Origin of the sequence: Pseudomonas stagnisoli, from assembly GCF_048595745.1 — a bacterium.
GTDB classification, from domain to species: Bacteria; Pseudomonadota; Gammaproteobacteria; order Pseudomonadales; family Pseudomonadaceae; genus Aquipseudomonas; species Aquipseudomonas alcaligenes_A.
In genome coordinates this window covers 3,648,550-3,664,952 of the sequence record NZ_CP184361.1, presented here as the reverse complement: position 1 = coordinate 3,664,952, position 16,403 = coordinate 3,648,550, and the positions used below count along the sequence as shown (strand labels likewise).

Genomic DNA, 16,403 nt, shown 5'->3' with positions numbered 1-16,403 from the left:
CGGACGGAAGTTTCCATGTCCCTCGCCGTAATCCAGATGGTCAGCCAGGACGATGTCCTGGCCAACCTTGCCGCCGCTCACCGCCTGCTGCAGCAGGCCGCCGAGGCGGGGGCGCGTCTTGCCGTGCTGCCGGAAAACTTCGCCGCCATGGGTCGCCGCGACCTGGCCGCGCTCGGCCGTGCCGAGGCCGAAGGCCAGGGACCGATCCTGCCCTGGCTACGCCAGAGCGCTCATGATCTGGGCCTGTGGATAGTCGCCGGCACCATTCCCCTGCCGCCAGACGGCCAGCCCAGCGCCAAGGCACATGCCTGTTCCCTGCTGATCGATGAGCACGGCGAGCGCGCCGCCCGCTACGACAAGCTGCACCTGTTCGACGTGGATGTCGCCGATGCGCGCGGCCGCTATCGCGAGTCGGACGACTATGCCTTCGGTGGACGCGTGGTAGTGGCCGACACCCCGGTCGGCCGGCTCGGCCTGACGGTGTGCTACGACCTGCGTTTCCCCGAGCTGTACAGCCGCCTGCGCGAGGCGGGCGCCGAGCTGATCAGCGCACCGGCGGCCTTCACCGCTGTTACCGGCGCGGCGCACTGGCAGGTGCTGACCCGCGCGCGCGCCATTGAAACCCAGTGCTATGTGCTGGCGGCAGGACAGGGCGGCAGCCACCCGGGTGGCCGTGAGACCTTCGGCCATTCGGCGATCATCGACCCCTGGGGCCGTGTGCTCGCCGAACAGCCCCTGGGTGAGGCGGTGCTGCTGGCCAGCCGCGATGCCTCCGAGCAGGCGGCGATTCGCCAGCGCATGCCGGTGGCCCTTCACAGACGATTCATCGCGCCGGAACAACCCGGTCCGGCGCCCACGGAGCAACCATGAGCGATATCCTCGGCCGCGTCAGCGGTCATCTGCTGAGCCCTGGTAACCTGACCATCGAGCAGCTGCCGGCGATCCTCGGCGAACTGGCCGGCCCCGGCATCGACGCCGCCGATCTGTACTTCCAGAGCCAGGTCTCCGAGTCCTGGGTGCTGGAGGACGGCATCGTCAAGGAAGGCAGCTTCAACCTCGATCAGGGCGTTGGCGTGCGCGCCCAGTCTGGCGAGAAGACCGGTTTCGCCTACAGCAACGCCATCCATGCCGAGGCCCTGAGCCAGGCGGCGCGCGCCGCTCGCTCGATTGCCCGCGCGGGCCAACAGGGCCGCGTGCAGGCCTTCGCCAGCCCGGCGGTGGTGGCGCTGTATGCCCAGGACAACCCGCTGGAAGTGCTGGAGCGTGCCGAGAAGGTCGAGCTGCTCAAGCGCATCGACCAGTTCACCCGTAGCCTCGATCCGCGCATCAAGCAGGTCACGGTCAGCCTGGCCGGGGTCTGGGACCATGTGCTGGTGGCTGCCAGTGATGGCAGCCTGGGCGCCGACATCCGTCCGTTGGTGCGTTTCAACGTCAGCGTCATCGTTGAGCACAACGGCCGCCGCGAGCGCGGTGGTCACGGTGGTGGCGGGCGCAGCGACTATCGCTACTTCCTCGAACTCGATCAGCACGGCGAGGAGCGTGCCAAGGGCTACGCCCGCGAGGCATTGCGCCAGGCGCTGGTCAACCTGGAGGCGATTCCCGCGCCGGCCGGCACCCTGCCGGTGGTGATGGGCGCCGGCTGGTCCGGCGTGCTGCTGCACGAGGCAGTCGGTCATGGCCTGGAGGGCGACTTCAACCGCAAGGGCAGCTCGGCCTACAGCGGCAAGGTCGGTGAGCGGGTAGCGTCGAGCCTGTGCACCATCGTCGACGATGGCACCCTGGCGGGCCGCCGCGGCTCGCTGAGCCTGGACGACGAAGGCACCCGCACCCAGTGCACCACGCTGATCGAGAACGGCGTGCTCAAGGGCTACATGCAGGACAAGCTGAACGCACGCCTGATGGGCGTGGCCCCGACCGGCAACGGCCGGCGCGAGTCTTACGCGCACCTGCCGATGCCGCGCATGACCAACACCTACATGCTGGCCGGCGAGAGCGATCCGGAAGAAATCATCCGCTCGGTGAAACGCGGCATCTACTGCGCCAACCTCGGCGGCGGCCAGGTCGACATTACCAGCGGCAAGTTCGTGTTCTCCACCAGCGAGGCCTACCTGATCGAGGACGGCAGGATCACCGCGCCAGTCAAGGGCGCGACCCTGATCGGCAACGGGCCGGAGGCGATGAGCCGGGTGTCCATGGTCGGTAACGACCTGGCGCTGGACAGTGGTGTGGGCACCTGCGGCAAGGACGGTCAGTCGGTGCCGGTGGGCGTCGGCCAGCCGACCCTGAAGATCGACGCGATCACCGTGGGCGGCACCGGCGCCTGAGGCGCCGGTGCGGGACGCGCCTGGTGATCCGGGGCGTTAACGCAGGCCGCGCTGGACCTCGTCCAGATCGCGGATGTATTTGAAGACTTTGCGCGCGGCGGCGGGCGGCTTGTTGTGGGCCGCTTCATGCTGGGCATGACGGATCAGGCTGCGCAGGTGCTGGCGGTCGGCCTCCGGATAGTCGGCGACGAAACTCTCCAGGGTGCTGTCGTCGCCGGCGATCAGGCGGTCACGCCAGCGCTCCAGATTGTGGAAGCGCTCGTTGTATTCGCGGGTGGAGCTGTCGACCTGGTCGATCAGCGCCAGAATGGCGTCGATGTCCTGGTCGCGCATGAGCTTGCCGATGAACTGGACGTGGCGCTTCTTGGCGGCATTGGCCGTGTGTTTAGGGGCTTCGGCCAGGGCCTTGCGCAGGCCGTCGGTGATCGGCAGCTTGGCGATCAGCTCGGGCTTGAGGGTGGTCAGGCGGGCGCCGAGATCCTGCAGGGCGTGCAGTTCGCGCTTGATCTGGGTCTTGCTCTTCTCGCCGGAGAAGTCTTCGTCGTATGAATCAGCCATGGGGGCGGTCCGGATGGAAACGCTGTCATGATAACCAGTCAGGGGGAGCCTGTCCGCAGCGGACCGGCCTCCCGTCGTTGGAGTGCAACATGAGTTCAGCACAAGCAGTGGGCCCTCAGGCCCTGCCGGACCTGCAGGCGCAGGTCGAGCAGATCATCGCCGAGGCGCGCCGCCAGGGCGCCAGCGCCTGTGAAGTGGCGGTGTCGATGGAGCAGGGCTTGTCCACCACGGTCCGCCAGGGCGAGGTCGAGACGGTCGAGTTCAACCGCGACCAGGGCTTCGGCATCACCCTGTATGTCGGCCAGCGCAAGGGATCGGCCAGCACCTCGGCGAGCGGCGAGGCGGCCATTCGCGAGACGGTGGCGGCGGCCCTGGCTATCGCCAGGCATGCCTCCGAGGACGATTGTGCCGGCCTCGCCGACGCCGCGCTGATGGCGCGCGAACTGCCGGATCTGGACCTCTATCACCCCTGGGGCATCGCGCCGGAGCAGGCGGTGGAACTGGCCCTGGCTTGCGAGGCGGCGGCCTTCGCCACCGACAAACGCATCAGCAACGCCGACGGTACCAGCCTCAGCACCCATCAGGGCTGCCGCGTCTATGGCAACAGCCATGGCTTCGTCGGCGGCTATGCCAGCACCCGGCATAGCCTCAGTTGCGTGATGATCGCCGAGGGCGAGGGGCAGATGCAGCGCGACTACTGGTATGACGTCAACCGCCAGGGCGAGCTGCTCGCCGATCCGCTGTCGATCGGGCGCAAGGCCGCTGAGCGCAGCGTGGCGCGCCTCGGTGCGCGTCCGGTGCCGACGTGCGAGGTGCCGGTGCTGTTTGCCGCGGAACTGGCCACCGGCTTGTTCGGGCATTTCCTCGCAGCCATTTCCGGCGGCAACCTGTACCGCCATTCCTCGTTCCTCGAAGGGGCGCTGGGTCAGCGTCTGTTCCCCGAGTGGCTGAACCTTGACGAGCGCCCGCACATTCCGCGGGCCATGGGTAGCGCGACCTTCGATGGCGATGGCCTGGCCACCTATGCCAAGCCCTTCGTCGCTGGCGGCGAGCTGGTGTCCTATGTCCTCGGCACCTATTCCGGGCGCAAGCTGGGCCTGCCCAGCACGGCCAATTCCGGGGGCGTGCACAACCTGTTCGTCAACCATTGCGACGAGGATCAGCAGGCCCTGATCAAGCGTATGGGGCGTGGCCTGCTGGTGACCGAGCTGATGGGGCAGGGGCTCAACCTGGTCACCGGCGACTACTCGCGCGGCGCCGCCGGCTTCTGGGTGGAGAATGGCGAGATCCAGTTCCCGGTGCAGGAAGTGACCATCGCTGGCAACCTCAAGGATATGTTCCGCCAGATCGTCGCGGTTGGCTGCGACCTGGAGCTGCGCGGCAATATTCGCACCGGCTCGGTGCTGATCGAGCGCATGACCGTCGCCGGCAGCTGATCGGCTGCGCAACGAAAAAGGGGCCCGTGGGCCCCTTTTTTCATGAGTCGGCGTTCACTCGCCTTCGTCGAACTTGTTGTCGATCAGCGCCGCCAGGGCGTCCAGTGCCTGGTCGGCCTGTTCGCCCTCGCTAGACAGGTGCAGGCTGGTGCCCTTGCCGGCGGCCAGCATCATCACCGCCATGATGCTCTTGCCGTCTACCAGCGCTTCCGGCGAGCGGCCCACGCGGACCTGGCAGGGGAAGCTGCTGGCCACGCCGACGAACTTGGCGGCAGCGCGCGCGTGCAGGCCGAGCTTGTTGATGATGGTGATCTCGCGGGTGGGCATTGCAGTCCTTAGCCGAGGTCGCGATGGCGAACCTGGACGTTCTTCAGTACGGGTTTAAGGGCCTCGCCCAGGCGATTGGCCAGGTACACCGAGCGATGGTGGCCGCCAGTACAGCCGATGGCGACGGTCACGTAGGCCCGGTTGCTGGCGGCGAAGCGCGGCAACCACTTGTTCAGGTAGGCCTGGATGTCCTGGTACATCTCCTCGACATCCGGTTGTGCCGCCAGGTACTCCGCCACTGGTGCCTCCAGGCCGGACATGTCGCGCAGGTCCGGCTTCCAGTATGGGTTGGGCAGGCAGCGCACATCGAACACCAGGTCGGCGTCCACCGGCATGCCACGTTTGAAGCCGAACGATTCGACCAGGAAGGCGGTACCCGGTTCCGGCTTGTTCAGCAGGCGCAACTTGATGCTGTCGCGCAGCTGGTAGAGGTTGAGGTGGGTGGTGTCGATCTTCAGGTCGGCCAGATCGATGATCGGCGCCAGCAGCAGGGCCTCGTCGCGGATGGCCTCGGCCAGGGCGCGATCTTCATTGGTCAGCGGGTGGCGCCTGCGGGTCTCGGAGAAACGCTTGAGCAGGGTCTCCTCGTCGGCATCGAGATACAGCACGTCGCACTGGATATGACGGGCGCGCACCTCGTCGAGCAGTTCGGGAAAACGCTTGAGCTGACTGGGCAGGTTGCGCGCGTCCACCGATACGGCGACCTGCGGATGCAGCAGCTCGGTCTGCAACAGGGCGCGCTCGGCCAGGTCAGGCAGCAGGCCGGCCGGCAGGTTGTCGATGCAGTAGAAGCCGTTGTCTTCCAGCACGTCGAGGGCAGTGCTCTTGCCCGAGCCGGAACGACCGCTGACGATGATCAGACGCATGACGCCCCCCGTGTTCAGTGGCCGCTCTGGACGTCGACCACGACCTGGTACAGGCCCTCGTTGCTCTGTGCCTGGCGCAGACGGTCGCGCACATCCGCGCGGTCGAGCATGCTGGCGATCTGCCGGAGCAGCTCCAGATGCTCATCGGTGGCCGCTTCCGGCACCAGCAGGACGAACAGCAAATCGACCGGCGCGCCGTCGATGGCATCGAAGTCCACCGCCGCATCCAGGTGCAGTACGGCGCTGATCGGCGCCTGACAGCCCGGCAGGCGGCAGTGCGGGATGGCGATGCCGTTGCCGAAGCCGGTGGAGCCGAGCTTCTCGCGGGCAATCAGATTTTCGAAGATGTCCTGAGCGTCCAGATCGGTGAGATCGCGGGCAACCAGGTTGGCAATCTGTTCGAGTACACGTTTCTTGCTGCCTCCCGGCACGTTCACTAGAGAACGTGCGGGAGTCAGTATGGTTTCGAGTCGGATCATGAGGGGGGTGGTGTCAGCGAGCCGTGGCGCCTTGCAGGCGACCCAGCTGCTTTTCCTTGTGCTTGATCAGTTGTCGGTCGAGTTTGTCGGTCAGCAGGTCGATGGCCGCATACATGTCTTCGTGCTCGGCGTTGGCCACGATTTCACCGCCGGCAATGTGCAGGGTCGCTTCGATCTTCTGCTTCAGCTTCTCGACCTCCATGATGACCTGCACATTGGTGATCTTGTCGAAATGGCGTTCCAGCCGGCTCAACTTCTCGCCGACATAGTCACGCAGAGCGTCGGTCACATCCAGTTGATGTCCACTGATGTTGACTTGCATACCGCTTCTCCTTGTTGCCTGGTGTAAGAGACAGACTAGCTTGTCTGCCGCCGTAACACGTTGGCTGAAAGGGCTGGTGCACTGCGGGCCATGCTTCCCCCATGCAGGGTATCTGGCGCTGGTACGGTGGTGCAGAAGCCTTCCGTTCAGGGCCGCTTACATCAGTCGCTTGCGTTCGCTGGATGGTGCTATGCCGAGCGATTCGCGGTACTTGGCGACAGTGCGGCGGGCTACCTGAATGCCCTGTGCTTCCAGTAAACCAGCGATCTTGCTGTCACTCAACGGCTTTTTCGCGTTTTCCGCGGCCACCAGTTTCTTGATGATGGCGCGGATTGCGGTGGACGAGCATTCGCCGCCTTCGGAAGTGCTGACGTGGCTGGAGAAGAAGTACTTCAGCTCGTAGATGCCACGCGGGGTATGCATGAATTTCTGCGTGGTGACGCGCGAGATGGTCGACTCGTGCATGCCCACCGCCTCGGCGATGTCGTGCAGGACCAGAGGCTTCATCGCCTCGTCGCCGTAGTCGAGGAAGCCGCGCTGGTGCTCGACGATCTGCGTCGCCACCTTCATCAGCGTTTCGTTGCGGCTCTGCAGGCTCTTGATGAACCAGCGTGCTTCCTGCAGCTGGTTGCGCATGAAGGTGTTGTCGGCGCTGGAGTCGGCGCGCTTGACGAAACCGGCGTACTGCGGATTGACGCGCAGACGCGGTACCGCCTCCTGGTTCAGCTCCACCAGCCAGCGCTCGTTGTGCTTGCGCACGATTACGTCCGGCACCACGTACTCGGGCTCGTTGGCCTCGATCTGCGAGCCCGGGCGCGGGTTGAGGCTTTGAATGAGCTCGATGATCTGCTTGAGCTCGTCTTCCTTGAGCTTCATGCGGCGCAGCAGCTGGCTGTAGTCGCGGCTGCCGAGGACATCGAGGTACTCGCTGGCCAGGCGCTGTGCTTCGCTCAGCCAGGGTGTGTTGGCGGGTAGCTGGCGCAGTTGCAGCAGCAGGCATTCGCGCAGGTCGCGGGCGCCGATGCCGGCGGGCTCGAAGTGCTGGATGCGATGCAGTACGGCCTCGACCTCGTCGGCTTCGACCTCCAGTTCCGGGTCGAAGGACTCGACGATCTCGTCGATGCTCTCTTCCAGGTAGCCCTGGTCGTTGATGCAGTCGATGATGGTGACGCCGATCAGCTTGTCCTTGTCGGACATCGGCACCAGGTTCAGTTGCCACAGCAGGTGACTCTGCAGGCTCTCGCCGGCGGAGGTGCGGGTGGTGAAATCCCACTCGTCGTCATCGTTGCTCGGCAGGCTGCTGGCGCTGGTCTGGTAGACGTCTTCCCAGGCGGTGTCGACGGGTAGTTCGCTGGGAATGCGGTCATGCCAGTCGCCGTCTTCGGCGCTTTCGTTGTTGTTGACCGCGACCGTGCTGTCCTGGAAGTTCGAGTTGTCCTGCTGAGTGGTTCCGGCCTGTTCGGCCGCATCGGCCATCGGGTCGGAGTTGTCGAAATCTTCGCCGTCTTCCTGACGTTCCAGCATGGGGTTGGATTCCAGGGCCTCCTGGATTTCCTGCTGCAGGTCCAGGGTGGAGAGCTGGAGGAGACGGATAGCCTGTTGCAGCTGCGGAGTCATCGTCAGCTGCTGGCCCATCTTGAGGACTAGCGACGGTTTCATGGTGTGGGGCTGGGTACCTTGTTCACTTGCCGGCGCGCGGCGCCATCCACTGCAGGGCGGCGAACCGCCCTAGGAAGCAAATTATATGCCTGACCTTGAATGATTCTAGCCCTTTGCGCAAGCCTCGCACGGGGCTCGGCTCACAGACGGAATTCATGCCCCAGGTAGACTTCCTTGACCAGCTGGTTGGCCAGGATGGTTTCGGCATCGCCCTCGGCGATCAGCTGGCCGTCGTTGACGATGTAGGCGGTCTCGCAGATGTCCAGGGTCTCGCGCACGTTGTGATCGGTGATCAGTACACCGATGCCCTTGGCCTTGAGGTGGTGGATGATCTGCTTGATGTCGCCCACCGAAATCGGGTCGACGCCGGCGAAGGGTTCGTCGAGCAGGATGAACTTCGGTTCGGTGGCCAGGGCGCGGGCGATTTCTACGCGGCGCCGTTCGCCACCGGACAGGCTCATGCCCAGGCTGTCGCGGATGTGGCTGATGTGGAATTCCTGCAGCAGGGCTTCCAGGGCCTTGTCGCGGCCGGCGCGGTCGAGGTCCTTGCGGGTCTCGAGGATGGCCATGATGTTGTCGGCCACCGACAGCTTGCGGAAGATGGAGGCTTCCTGCGGCAGGTAGCCGATGCCGGAGCGGGCGCGGCCATGCATGGGCTGGTGGCTGAGGTCCTGGTTGTCGATCAGCACGCGGCCCTGATCGGCCTGGACCAGGCCGACGATCATGTAGAAGCAGGTGGTCTTGCCGGCGCCGTTGGGGCCGAGCAGGCCGACGATCTGGCCGCTGTCGATGGACAGGCTGACGTCGCGGACCACCTGGCGGCCCTTGTAGCTCTTGGCCAGGTGCTGGGCTTTGAGAGTCGCCATTACTGCGCCTGCCCCGCTTGGCCGTCTTTCTTGCGCGGTTGCAGGATCATGTCGATCCGCGGGCGTGGCATCGAGACATTGCTACCCGTGGCGCGGCCGGCGTTGACGATCTGGCGCTGGGTGTCATAGACGATCTTCTCGCCTTCGAAGGTATTACCCTGCTGGATCACCTTGGCCTGATCGATCAGCACGATGCGCTCGTTGGTCGCGTAGTACTGAATGGTCAGGCCGTAGGCCTTGACGATGTCCTTGTCGGCGGAAGGCTTCTGCTCGTAGTAGGCCGGTTTGCCCACCGAGGTGAAGACCTCGATTTCGCCATTGGCATCCTGGGTGATGGTCACGGTGTCACCAGTGATCTTCAGGGTGCCCTGAGTGATCACCACGCCGCCGCGATACACCGCCACGCCTTGCTTGTCGTCCAGTTCTGCGCTGTCCGCCTGCACCCGGATCGGTTGGTCGCGGTCGCTGGGCAGTGCCCAGGCGCTGGCGCTTCCGAGCGCGGCGCCCAGGCTGAGCAGTAGGGGGAAGGTTTTAACGAACCTCATGCTGGCCTCTTACGTTGGACAGCAAGCTGATCTTGCCGTCGTTCATGTACGCTTTCATTCCCTGTGCCGTGGTCACCCCATTGGCGGCCTCGATTCTAACGGCTTGCTGGGTCTGCGCATATTCTTTGTCTGGGAATACGGTGGCGCGGCTGGTGGTGATCACGGTGGCGCGGTTCTGTGCATCGGTGCGGGCAATGCGCACGTTGTCGATCAGCTCGACCTGCTTGCCCTCCGGTGCGACCTCGCCCTTGTCGCTGCGCACATGCCAGGGGTACTGGGTGCCGCGGTACAGTTGCAGATCGGGCTTTTCCACCAGGGTGATGTCGCTGGCCTTGATGTGCTCCAGCTTGGTGGCGGTCATTTCGTACTGCAGTTGGCCGTCTGCCTGGAACTGCTGGGCGCTGGCACCGACCACATAGAAGTCGATGGTGGTGTCGGATTCGGCGGCCGCCTGGCGCTCCATGAAGCTTTCCGGGCGGACGTTCCAGTAGCCGAGGGCGCCGATCAGGGCTACCGCCAGCAGGCCGATCACGTAATTGCGCAGTTTGCCGTTCATGGGTGATTCCTAGAGGTAGGCAGCCTGGGCGGCTTCCAGCGTGCCCTGGGCGCGCATGATCAGCTCGCAGAATTCGCGTGCCGCACCTTCGCCGCCGCGGGCGGCGGTGACGCCGTGCGCATGCTGGCGCACGAAGCTGTCGGCGCTGGCCACGGCCATGCCCAGGCCGACGCGGCGGATCACCGGCAGGTCGGGCAGGTCGTCACCCAGATACGCGACCTGGTTATAGGATAAGCCCAGCTCGCCGAGCAGTTCATCCAGAACGACAAGCTTGTCCTCGCGGCCCTGGTACAGGTGCTGGATGCCCAGGTTCTGGGCGCGGCGCTCGACCACCGGGGTCTTGCGTCCGCTGATGATGGCGGTGCGCACCCCGGAGTTGATCAGCATCTTGATGCCGTGGCCGTCCAGGGTGTTGAAAGTCTTGAACTCGCTGCCGTCCGTGAGGAAGTACAGGCGGCCGTCGGTGAGTACACCGTCGACGTCGAAGATGGCCAGTTTCACGCCCTTGGCGCGTTGCAGCAGGTCGGCAGTCATTTACATCACTCCGGCGCGCAGCAGGTCGTGCATGTTGAGGGCGCCAACCGGCTTGTCCTCGTCATCCACCACCACCAGCGCGTTGATCTTGTGGTCTTCCATGATTTTCAGTGCCTCGGCGGCGAGCATCTCGGCGCGAGCGGTCTTGCCGTGCAAGGTCATTACCTGGTCGATGCTGGCATCGCGCACATCGATGCCCTTGTCCAGGGTGCGGCGCAGGTCGCCGTCGGTAAAGATGCCGGCGAGCTTGCCGTCGGCTTCGACGATAACGGTCATGCCCAGGCCCTTGCGGGTCATTTCCAGTAGCGCATCGCGCAGCGAGGTGCCGCGTGACACCAGTGGCAGGCGCTCGCCAGCGTGCATCACGTTCTCCACCTTGAGCAGCAGGCGTCGGCCAAGGGCGCCGCCCGGGTGGGAGAAGGCGAAGTCTTCGGCGGTGAAGCCTCGGGCTTCCAGCAGGGCAATGGCCAGAGCGTCGCCGATCACCAGGGAGACGGTGGTGGAGGAGGTCGGTGCCAGGTTGAGCGGGCAGGCCTCCTGGGCGACGCGGGCGTCCAGGTTGACTTCGGCAGCCTTGGCCAGTGGCGACTCCGGGTTGCCGGTCATGCTGATCAGCTGGATGCCGAGGCGCTTGATCAGCGGCAGCAGGGTGACGATCTCGGCGGTGGAACCGGAGTTGGAAAGGGCCAGCACCACGTCTTCCTTGGTGATCATGCCCATGTCGCCGTGGCTCGCCTCGGCAGGGTGCACGAAGAAGGCCGGTGTGCCGGTGCTGGCCAGGGTGGCGGCGATCTTGTTGCCGATGTGCCCGGACTTGCCCATGCCGACCACTACGACGCGGCCCTTGCAGGTCAGGATCATTTCGCAGGCGCGCACGAAGTCGGCGTCGATGCGGCTCAGCAGGCTTTCGACGGCCTCGGCTTCGAGGCGAATGGTGCGTTGCGCGGACTGGATCAGGTCGCTGGTCTGGCTCATGGGTACTTCGCGGGACTCGACACAAAAGGAAGCGAGTATAACGACAAAGCCGCTTTGGCTCACCTGAAGTGCGTTGCCGTCATTGCATCTTGTGACCATTTGTTATGAAAAGGTTGCAGTGGCTTGGGCTGCAGGCCCCGCCGATGCTATATTCCGCGCCCTGTTCGGCCCTGACTGCGGCGCCAGGTATCCCCGTCGCGGGTTGTGGCGTCTGACCCGGGAAGGTCCGTGTAACAAGGAGTTTGGATGAGCGCCGAGAATGCCTATGCCGTCGAGTTGAAGGGCCTGACCTTCAAGCGTGGCGCGCGCAACATCTTCGACAATGTCGATATCCGCATACCGCGTGGCAAGGTCACCGGCATCATGGGGCCCTCCGGCTGTGGCAAGACTACGCTGCTGCGGCTGATCGCCGCCCAGCTCAAGCCGGCCAGTGGCGAGGTCTGGGTCAACGGACAGAACCTGCCGAGCCTGTCGCGCAGCGATCTGTTCGACATGCGCAAGCAGTTCGGCGTGCTGTTCCAGAGTGGGGCGCTGTTTACCGACCTGGATGTGTTCGAGAACGTGGCCTTCCCGCTGCGCGTGCACACCCAGCTGTCCGACGAGATGATTCGCGACATCGTATTGATGAAGCTGCAGGCCGTGGGCCTGCGTGGCGCCGTCGAGCTGATGCCGGATGAGCTGTCTGGCGGCATGAAGCGTCGCGTGGCATTGGCCCGGGCGATCGCCCTCGACCCGCAGATCCTGATGTACGACGAGCCGTTCGTCGGCCAGGACCCCATCGCCATGGGTGTGCTGGTGCGCCTGATTCGTCTGCTCAACGATGCCCTCGGCATCACCAGCATCGTGGTGTCCCACGACCTGGCCGAGACCGCCAGCATCGCCGACTACATCTACGTAGTGGGCGATGGTCAGGTGCTGGGGCAGGGCACGCCGGCTGAGCTGATGAACTCAACCAACCCGCGCATTCAGCAGTTCATGAAGGGTATACCGGACGGTCCGGTGCCTTTCCACTACCCGGCTCCGGGCTACCTCGACGATTTGCTGGGAGCGCGCTGATGCGTAGGAAGTCCCCTGTTGAACGCATAGCCCTGCTTGGGCGCGCGGGTATAGATGTGGTGCAGGCGATGGGGCGTTCGACCCTGTTCCTGCTCAGTTCGCTGTTCGGTCGCAGTGGTCTGCGCAACGGCGGCCAGTTGCTGATCCGACAGCTGTATTCGGTGGGCGTGCTGTCGCTGCCTATCATCATCGTCGCCGGGCTGTTCATCGGCATGGTGCTGGCGCTGCAGGGTTACAACATCCTGACCAGCTACGGCTCGGAGCAGGCGGTCGGGCAGATGGTTGCCCTGACCCTGTTGCGCGAGCTCGGCCCGGTAGTGACCGGCCTGCTGTTCGCCGGGCGTGCCGGCTCGGCGCTGACCGCCGAGATCGGCAACATGAAGTCCACCGAGCAGCTGTCCAGCCTGGAAATGATCGGCGTCGACCCGCTCAAGTACATCATCGCCCCGCGCCTGTGGGCCGGTTTCATCTCCATGCCGCTGCTGGCCGCGATCTTCAGCGTGGTCGGCATCTGGGGCGGGGCGATGGTTGCTGTCGACTGGCTGGGTGTCTATGAAGGTTCGTTCTGGTCGAACATGCAGAACAGCGTGCAATTCACCGAAGACGTGCTCAATGGTGTGATCAAGAGCGTGGTGTTCGCCTTCGTGGTGACCTGGATTGCCGTGTTCCAGGGCTATGACTGCGAGCCCACCTCGGAAGGCATCAGTCGTGCCACCACCAAGACCGTGGTCTACGCCTCCCTGGCCGTGCTCGGCCTCGACTTTATTCTGACCGCCCTGATGTTTGGAGATCTCTGATGCAAAGCCGCTCCCTGGAAATCGGCGTCGGCCTGTTCCTGCTGGCCGGACTGCTGGCGTTGCTGCTGCTTGCCCTGCGGGTCAGCGGCCTGTCGGCCACGAGTTCGGGTGACACCTACAAGCTGTATGCGAACTTCGACAATATTGCTGGTCTGACTGTCAGGGCCAAGGTCACCATGGCTGGCGTGACCATCGGCAAGGTCACCGCCATCGACCTGGATCGCGACAGCTACACCGGTCGCGTGACCATGGAGATCGAAAAGCGGGTCGACAACCTGCCGCTCGATTCCACGGCGTCCATCCTCACGGCCGGCCTGCTGGGTGAGAAGTACATCGGCATCAGCGTCGGCGGCGAGGAAGATCTGCTCGCGGACGGCGCCACCATTCACGACACCCAGTCGGCGCTGGTACTGGAAGACCTGATTGGCAAATTCCTGATGAACTCGGTGAACAAGGACAGCAAATGAACACCCTCAATCTCCTGCGTCGCGGCCTGCTGATCCTGCTGGCGAGCCTGCCCCTGGTGGCGGCGGCGGCGCCGACCGCGCATGACGTGGTGAAGAGCACCACCGACGAGCTGATTGGTGATCTGAAGGCCAACAAAACCGGTTATCAGCAGAACCCACAGGCCTTCTACGATACGCTGGAGCGCATTCTCGGGCCGGTGGTCGATAGCGCGGGCATCTCGCGCAGCATCATGACCGTCAAGTATTCGCGTCGCGCCAGCGATGAGCAGCTCAAGCGTTTCGAAGACAACTTCAAGCGCAGCTTGATGCAGTTCTACGGCAACGCCCTGCTCGAGTACGACAATCAGAACATCCGCGTGCTGCCGGCCAAGGTCGAAGGCGCCGACCGCGCCAGTGTCGGCATGGAAGTCAGTGACAGCAAAGGCACCGTCTACCCCGTCTCCTACACCATGGTGCAGCTCGATGGGCAGTGGAAGCTGCGCAACGTGATCATCAATGGCATCAACGTCGGCAAGCTGTTCCGCGATCAGTTCGCCGACAGCATGCAGCGCAACGGCAATGACCTGGACCGCACCATCGATGGCTGGGCCGAAGTGGTGGCCAAGGCCAAGGAAAGCACCGAAGGTCAGCAGGCGAGTGGCCAATGAGCGAGACCGCCATTCGTCAGGGTGCCGGCGGCGAGCTGCTGCTCAGCGGTGTGCTCGACTATCGCAGCGGGCCGGCTCTGCGTGAGCAGGGGCGGCAACTGATCGCGGCCAGTGCGGCCAGCGCCCTGGTCCTCGATTGCGCCGCCGTGGAGAAGTCCAGCAGCGTCGGTTTGTCCCTGCTGCTCGCTTTCATGCGTGATGCCAGGGCCGCCGGCAAAAGCCTCAAGGTGCGCGGACTGCCGCAGGACATGCAGGGCATCGCCCGGGTTTCCGGTCTGCACGAGCTGCTCGACCTGCCGGCCTGACCCCGCAGCAGAGCCCTCCGTCTGCCGGGCTTCGCAGGCGGGGGGCTTTTTTGTATGATTGCCGACCCGCGAGCCTTGGCCCGCCCATGAATTCTTTTGCGCCGATCGAGGTTGAGCATGCAGGCCGTAGAAGTTAAGAACCTCCTTGAGGCCAAGTTGCCCAACACCCGTGTCGAGGTGGAAGGCGAAGGCTGCAACTTCCAGCTGAACCTGATCAGCGACGAACTGGCCGCGCTCAGCCCGGTCAAGCGCCAGCAACAGATCTATGCCCACCTCAACGAGTGGATCGCCAGTGGCGCCATCCACGCCGTGACCATGAAATTCTTCAGCCAGGCCTCCTGGGCCGAGCGTTCTTGAGCCCGAGACCCGAATGGACAAACTGATCATCACCGGCGGTATCCGCCTCGACGGCGAAATCCGCATTTCCGGCGCGAAGAACTCCGCGCTGCCGATCCTCGCCGCCACCCTGCTGGCCGATACCCCGGTCACCGTGTGCAACCTGCCGCACCTGCACGACATCACCACCATGATTGAGCTATTCGGCCGCATGGGCGTGCAGCCGATCATCGACGAGAAGCTCTCGGTCGAAGTCGACGCCAGCACCATCAAGACCCTGGTCGCGCCCTACGAGCTGGTCAAGACCATGCGCGCCTCGATCCTGGTACTCGGCCCGATGGTCGCCCGTTTCGGTGAGGCCGAAGTGGCGCTGCCCGGCGGTTGCGCCATCGGTTCGCGTCCGGTTGACCTGCACATCCGCGGTCTCGAGGCCATGGGCGCCAAGATCGATGTAGAGGGCGGCTACATCAAGGCCAAGGCGCCGGAAGGCGGCCTGCGTGGCGCACACTTCTTCTTCGATATCGTCAGTGTGACCGGTACCGAGAACATCATGATGGCTGCCGCCCTGGCCAAGGGTCGCACCGTACTGGAAAACGCCGCGCGCGAGCCGGAAGTGGTCGACCTGGCCAACTTCATCAATGCCATGGGCGGCAAGGTCAGCGGCGCCGGCACCGACACCATCGTCATCGACGGCGTCGAACGCCTTGGTGGCGGTCGTTACAGCGTGATGCCCGACCGTATCGAGACCGGCACCTACCTGGTAGCCGCGGCCGCCACCGGTGGCCGGGTCAAGCTGAAAGACACCGATCCGACCATCCTCGAGGCCGTGCTGGCCAAGCTGCAGGAAGCCGGTGCCGAGATCACCACCGGTCCGGACTGGATCGAGCTGGACATGAAGGGCAAGCGTCCCAAGGCCGTCAACGTGCGTACTGCGCCGTACCCGGCCTTCCCGACCGACATGCAGGCCCAGTTCATCTCCCTCAACGCCATTGCCGAGGGCACCGGCACCGTCATCGAGACGGTGTTCGAGAACCGCTTCATGCACGTCTACGAGATGAACCGCATGGGCGCGCAGATTCTGGTCGAAGGCAACACCGCCATCGTCACTGGCGTGCCGGCGCTCAAAGGCGCTCCGGTGATGGCCACCGACCTGCGCGCCTCCGCCAGCCTGGTGATCGCCGCGCTGGTGGCCGAGGGCGAAACCCTGATCGACCGCATCTACCACATCGACCGTGGTTACGAGTGCATCGAGGAAAAACTGCAGTTGCTCGGCGCCAAGATCCGCCGCGTGCCGGGCTAGTCGTCGGTTGCTTCACCGCTGTGCTGGCGGGCCCAGGCCCGTTGGCAC

At 64.6% G+C, this 16,403-nt stretch carries 21 protein-coding genes; 10 read left to right on the top strand and 11 right to left on the bottom strand.

Going from position 1 to position 16,403, the window contains the following annotated elements:
• The first annotated feature begins 15 nt into the window (after nt 1-15).
• Together ACOAPY_RS17695 and tldD are read left to right on the top strand one after the other, a co-directional pair.
• Nucleotides 16-870, top strand: coding sequence for a carbon-nitrogen hydrolase family protein (locus ACOAPY_RS17695; protein WP_465154176.1), 855 nt, complete (start codon nt 16-18; stop codon nt 868-870).
• Complete coding sequence (gene tldD, locus ACOAPY_RS17690) at nt 867-2,324, top strand: metalloprotease TldD (RefSeq protein ID WP_465154175.1); 1,458 nt, start codon at nt 867-869, stop codon at nt 2,322-2,324. Before ACOAPY_RS17695 ends, tldD begins: the two co-directional genes overlap by 4 nt.
• 36 nt (nt 2,325-2,360) lie before the next feature.
• Here tldD and yjgA read toward each other — a convergent pair whose 3' ends face one another.
• Nucleotides 2,361-2,882, bottom strand: a complete 522-nt coding sequence (gene yjgA / locus ACOAPY_RS17685; protein WP_061903394.1) for a ribosome biogenesis factor YjgA — start codon at nt 2,880-2,882, stop codon at nt 2,361-2,363.
• Between the two features lie 89 nt (nt 2,883-2,971).
• Here yjgA and pmbA point away from each other — a divergent pair, with 89 nt between their 5' ends.
• Nucleotides 2,972-4,318: a metalloprotease PmbA gene (gene pmbA, locus ACOAPY_RS17680; RefSeq protein ID WP_465154174.1), complete on the top strand. Its 1,347-nt coding sequence runs from the start codon at nt 2,972-2,974 to the stop codon at nt 4,316-4,318.
• Nucleotides 4,319-4,372: 54 nt separating this feature from the next.
• Here pmbA and ACOAPY_RS17675 read toward each other — a convergent pair whose 3' ends face one another.
• The 10 genes from ACOAPY_RS17675 to ACOAPY_RS17630 form a co-directional block, all read right to left on the bottom strand.
• Entirely contained in the window at nt 4,373-4,645 is a 273-nt protein-coding gene (locus ACOAPY_RS17675) for an HPr family phosphocarrier protein (protein WP_076584028.1), read from the bottom strand.
• Nucleotides 4,646-4,653: 8 nt separating this feature from the next.
• On the bottom strand, nt 4,654-5,511 hold the full coding sequence (rapZ, locus tag ACOAPY_RS17670; RefSeq protein ID WP_076584031.1) for an RNase adapter RapZ: 858 nt from the start codon (nt 5,509-5,511) through the stop codon (nt 4,654-4,656).
• Nucleotides 5,512-5,525: 14 nt separating this feature from the next.
• Entirely contained in the window at nt 5,526-5,990 is a 465-nt protein-coding gene (gene ptsN / locus ACOAPY_RS17665) for a PTS IIA-like nitrogen regulatory protein PtsN (RefSeq protein WP_465154173.1), read from the bottom strand.
• Between the two features lie 13 nt (nt 5,991-6,003).
• Nucleotides 6,004-6,312, bottom strand: coding sequence for a ribosome hibernation-promoting factor, HPF/YfiA family (gene hpf / locus ACOAPY_RS17660; RefSeq protein WP_021701305.1), 309 nt, complete (start codon nt 6,310-6,312; stop codon nt 6,004-6,006).
• Nucleotides 6,313-6,468: 156 nt separating this feature from the next.
• Nucleotides 6,469-7,971 carry an RNA polymerase factor sigma-54 gene (locus tag ACOAPY_RS17655; RefSeq protein WP_465154172.1) on the bottom strand — a complete coding sequence of 501 codons (1,503 nt, stop codon included), beginning with the start codon at nt 7,969-7,971 and terminating at the stop codon, nt 6,469-6,471.
• Between the two features lie 140 nt (nt 7,972-8,111).
• The gene (gene lptB, locus ACOAPY_RS17650; RefSeq protein ID WP_465154171.1) at nt 8,112-8,837 is read right to left on the bottom strand and encodes an LPS export ABC transporter ATP-binding protein; all 726 of its coding nucleotides are present in this window, start codon (nt 8,835-8,837) and stop codon (nt 8,112-8,114) included.
• Nucleotides 8,837-9,382, bottom strand: a complete 546-nt coding sequence (gene lptA, locus ACOAPY_RS17645; protein WP_021701308.1) for a lipopolysaccharide transport periplasmic protein LptA — start codon at nt 9,380-9,382, stop codon at nt 8,837-8,839. The genes lptB and lptA overlap by 1 nt, the downstream gene beginning before the upstream one ends.
• Nucleotides 9,369-9,938 carry an LPS export ABC transporter periplasmic protein LptC gene (lptC, locus tag ACOAPY_RS17640; protein WP_076584039.1) on the bottom strand — a complete coding sequence of 190 codons (570 nt, stop codon included), beginning with the start codon at nt 9,936-9,938 and terminating at the stop codon, nt 9,369-9,371. The genes lptA and lptC overlap by 14 nt, the downstream gene beginning before the upstream one ends.
• A gap of 9 nt (nt 9,939-9,947) precedes the next feature.
• Nucleotides 9,948-10,472 (bottom strand): KdsC family phosphatase, encoded by a 525-nt coding sequence (locus tag ACOAPY_RS17635; RefSeq protein WP_465154170.1) that lies wholly within the window; start codon nt 10,470-10,472, stop codon nt 9,948-9,950.
• Nucleotides 10,473-11,447: a KpsF/GutQ family sugar-phosphate isomerase gene (locus ACOAPY_RS17630; RefSeq protein ID WP_465154169.1), complete on the bottom strand. Its 975-nt coding sequence runs from the start codon at nt 11,445-11,447 to the stop codon at nt 10,473-10,475. It abuts the gene before it with no gap.
• A 246-nt stretch (nt 11,448-11,693) separates the two neighbouring features.
• Between ACOAPY_RS17630 and ACOAPY_RS17625 the strand changes: the two genes are divergently transcribed.
• From ACOAPY_RS17625 to murA, 7 genes are all read left to right on the top strand, one after another.
• Complete coding sequence (locus ACOAPY_RS17625; RefSeq protein WP_076584049.1) at nt 11,694-12,503, top strand: ATP-binding cassette domain-containing protein; 810 nt, start codon at nt 11,694-11,696, stop codon at nt 12,501-12,503.
• Nucleotides 12,503-13,300, top strand: a complete 798-nt coding sequence (gene mlaE, locus ACOAPY_RS17620; RefSeq protein ID WP_465154168.1) for a lipid asymmetry maintenance ABC transporter permease subunit MlaE — start codon at nt 12,503-12,505, stop codon at nt 13,298-13,300. The genes ACOAPY_RS17625 and mlaE overlap by 1 nt, the downstream gene beginning before the upstream one ends.
• Complete coding sequence (gene mlaD, locus ACOAPY_RS17615; protein ID WP_021701314.1) at nt 13,300-13,767, top strand: outer membrane lipid asymmetry maintenance protein MlaD; 468 nt, start codon at nt 13,300-13,302, stop codon at nt 13,765-13,767. Before mlaE ends, mlaD begins: the two co-directional genes overlap by 1 nt.
• Nucleotides 13,764-14,414, top strand: coding sequence for an MlaC/ttg2D family ABC transporter substrate-binding protein (locus ACOAPY_RS17610; RefSeq protein ID WP_465154167.1), 651 nt, complete (start codon nt 13,764-13,766; stop codon nt 14,412-14,414). The genes mlaD and ACOAPY_RS17610 overlap by 4 nt, the downstream gene beginning before the upstream one ends.
• Nucleotides 14,411-14,719, top strand: a complete 309-nt coding sequence (locus ACOAPY_RS17605; RefSeq protein ID WP_021701316.1) for an STAS domain-containing protein — start codon at nt 14,411-14,413, stop codon at nt 14,717-14,719. The genes ACOAPY_RS17610 and ACOAPY_RS17605 overlap by 4 nt, the downstream gene beginning before the upstream one ends.
• 117 nt (nt 14,720-14,836) lie before the next feature.
• Nucleotides 14,837-15,076 (top strand): BolA family protein, encoded by a 240-nt coding sequence (locus tag ACOAPY_RS17600; protein WP_021701317.1) that lies wholly within the window; start codon nt 14,837-14,839, stop codon nt 15,074-15,076.
• A 13-nt stretch (nt 15,077-15,089) separates the two neighbouring features.
• Nucleotides 15,090-16,355, top strand: a complete 1,266-nt coding sequence (murA, locus tag ACOAPY_RS17595; RefSeq protein WP_142135603.1) for a UDP-N-acetylglucosamine 1-carboxyvinyltransferase — start codon at nt 15,090-15,092, stop codon at nt 16,353-16,355.
• Nucleotides 16,356-16,403 lie beyond the last annotated feature (48 nt).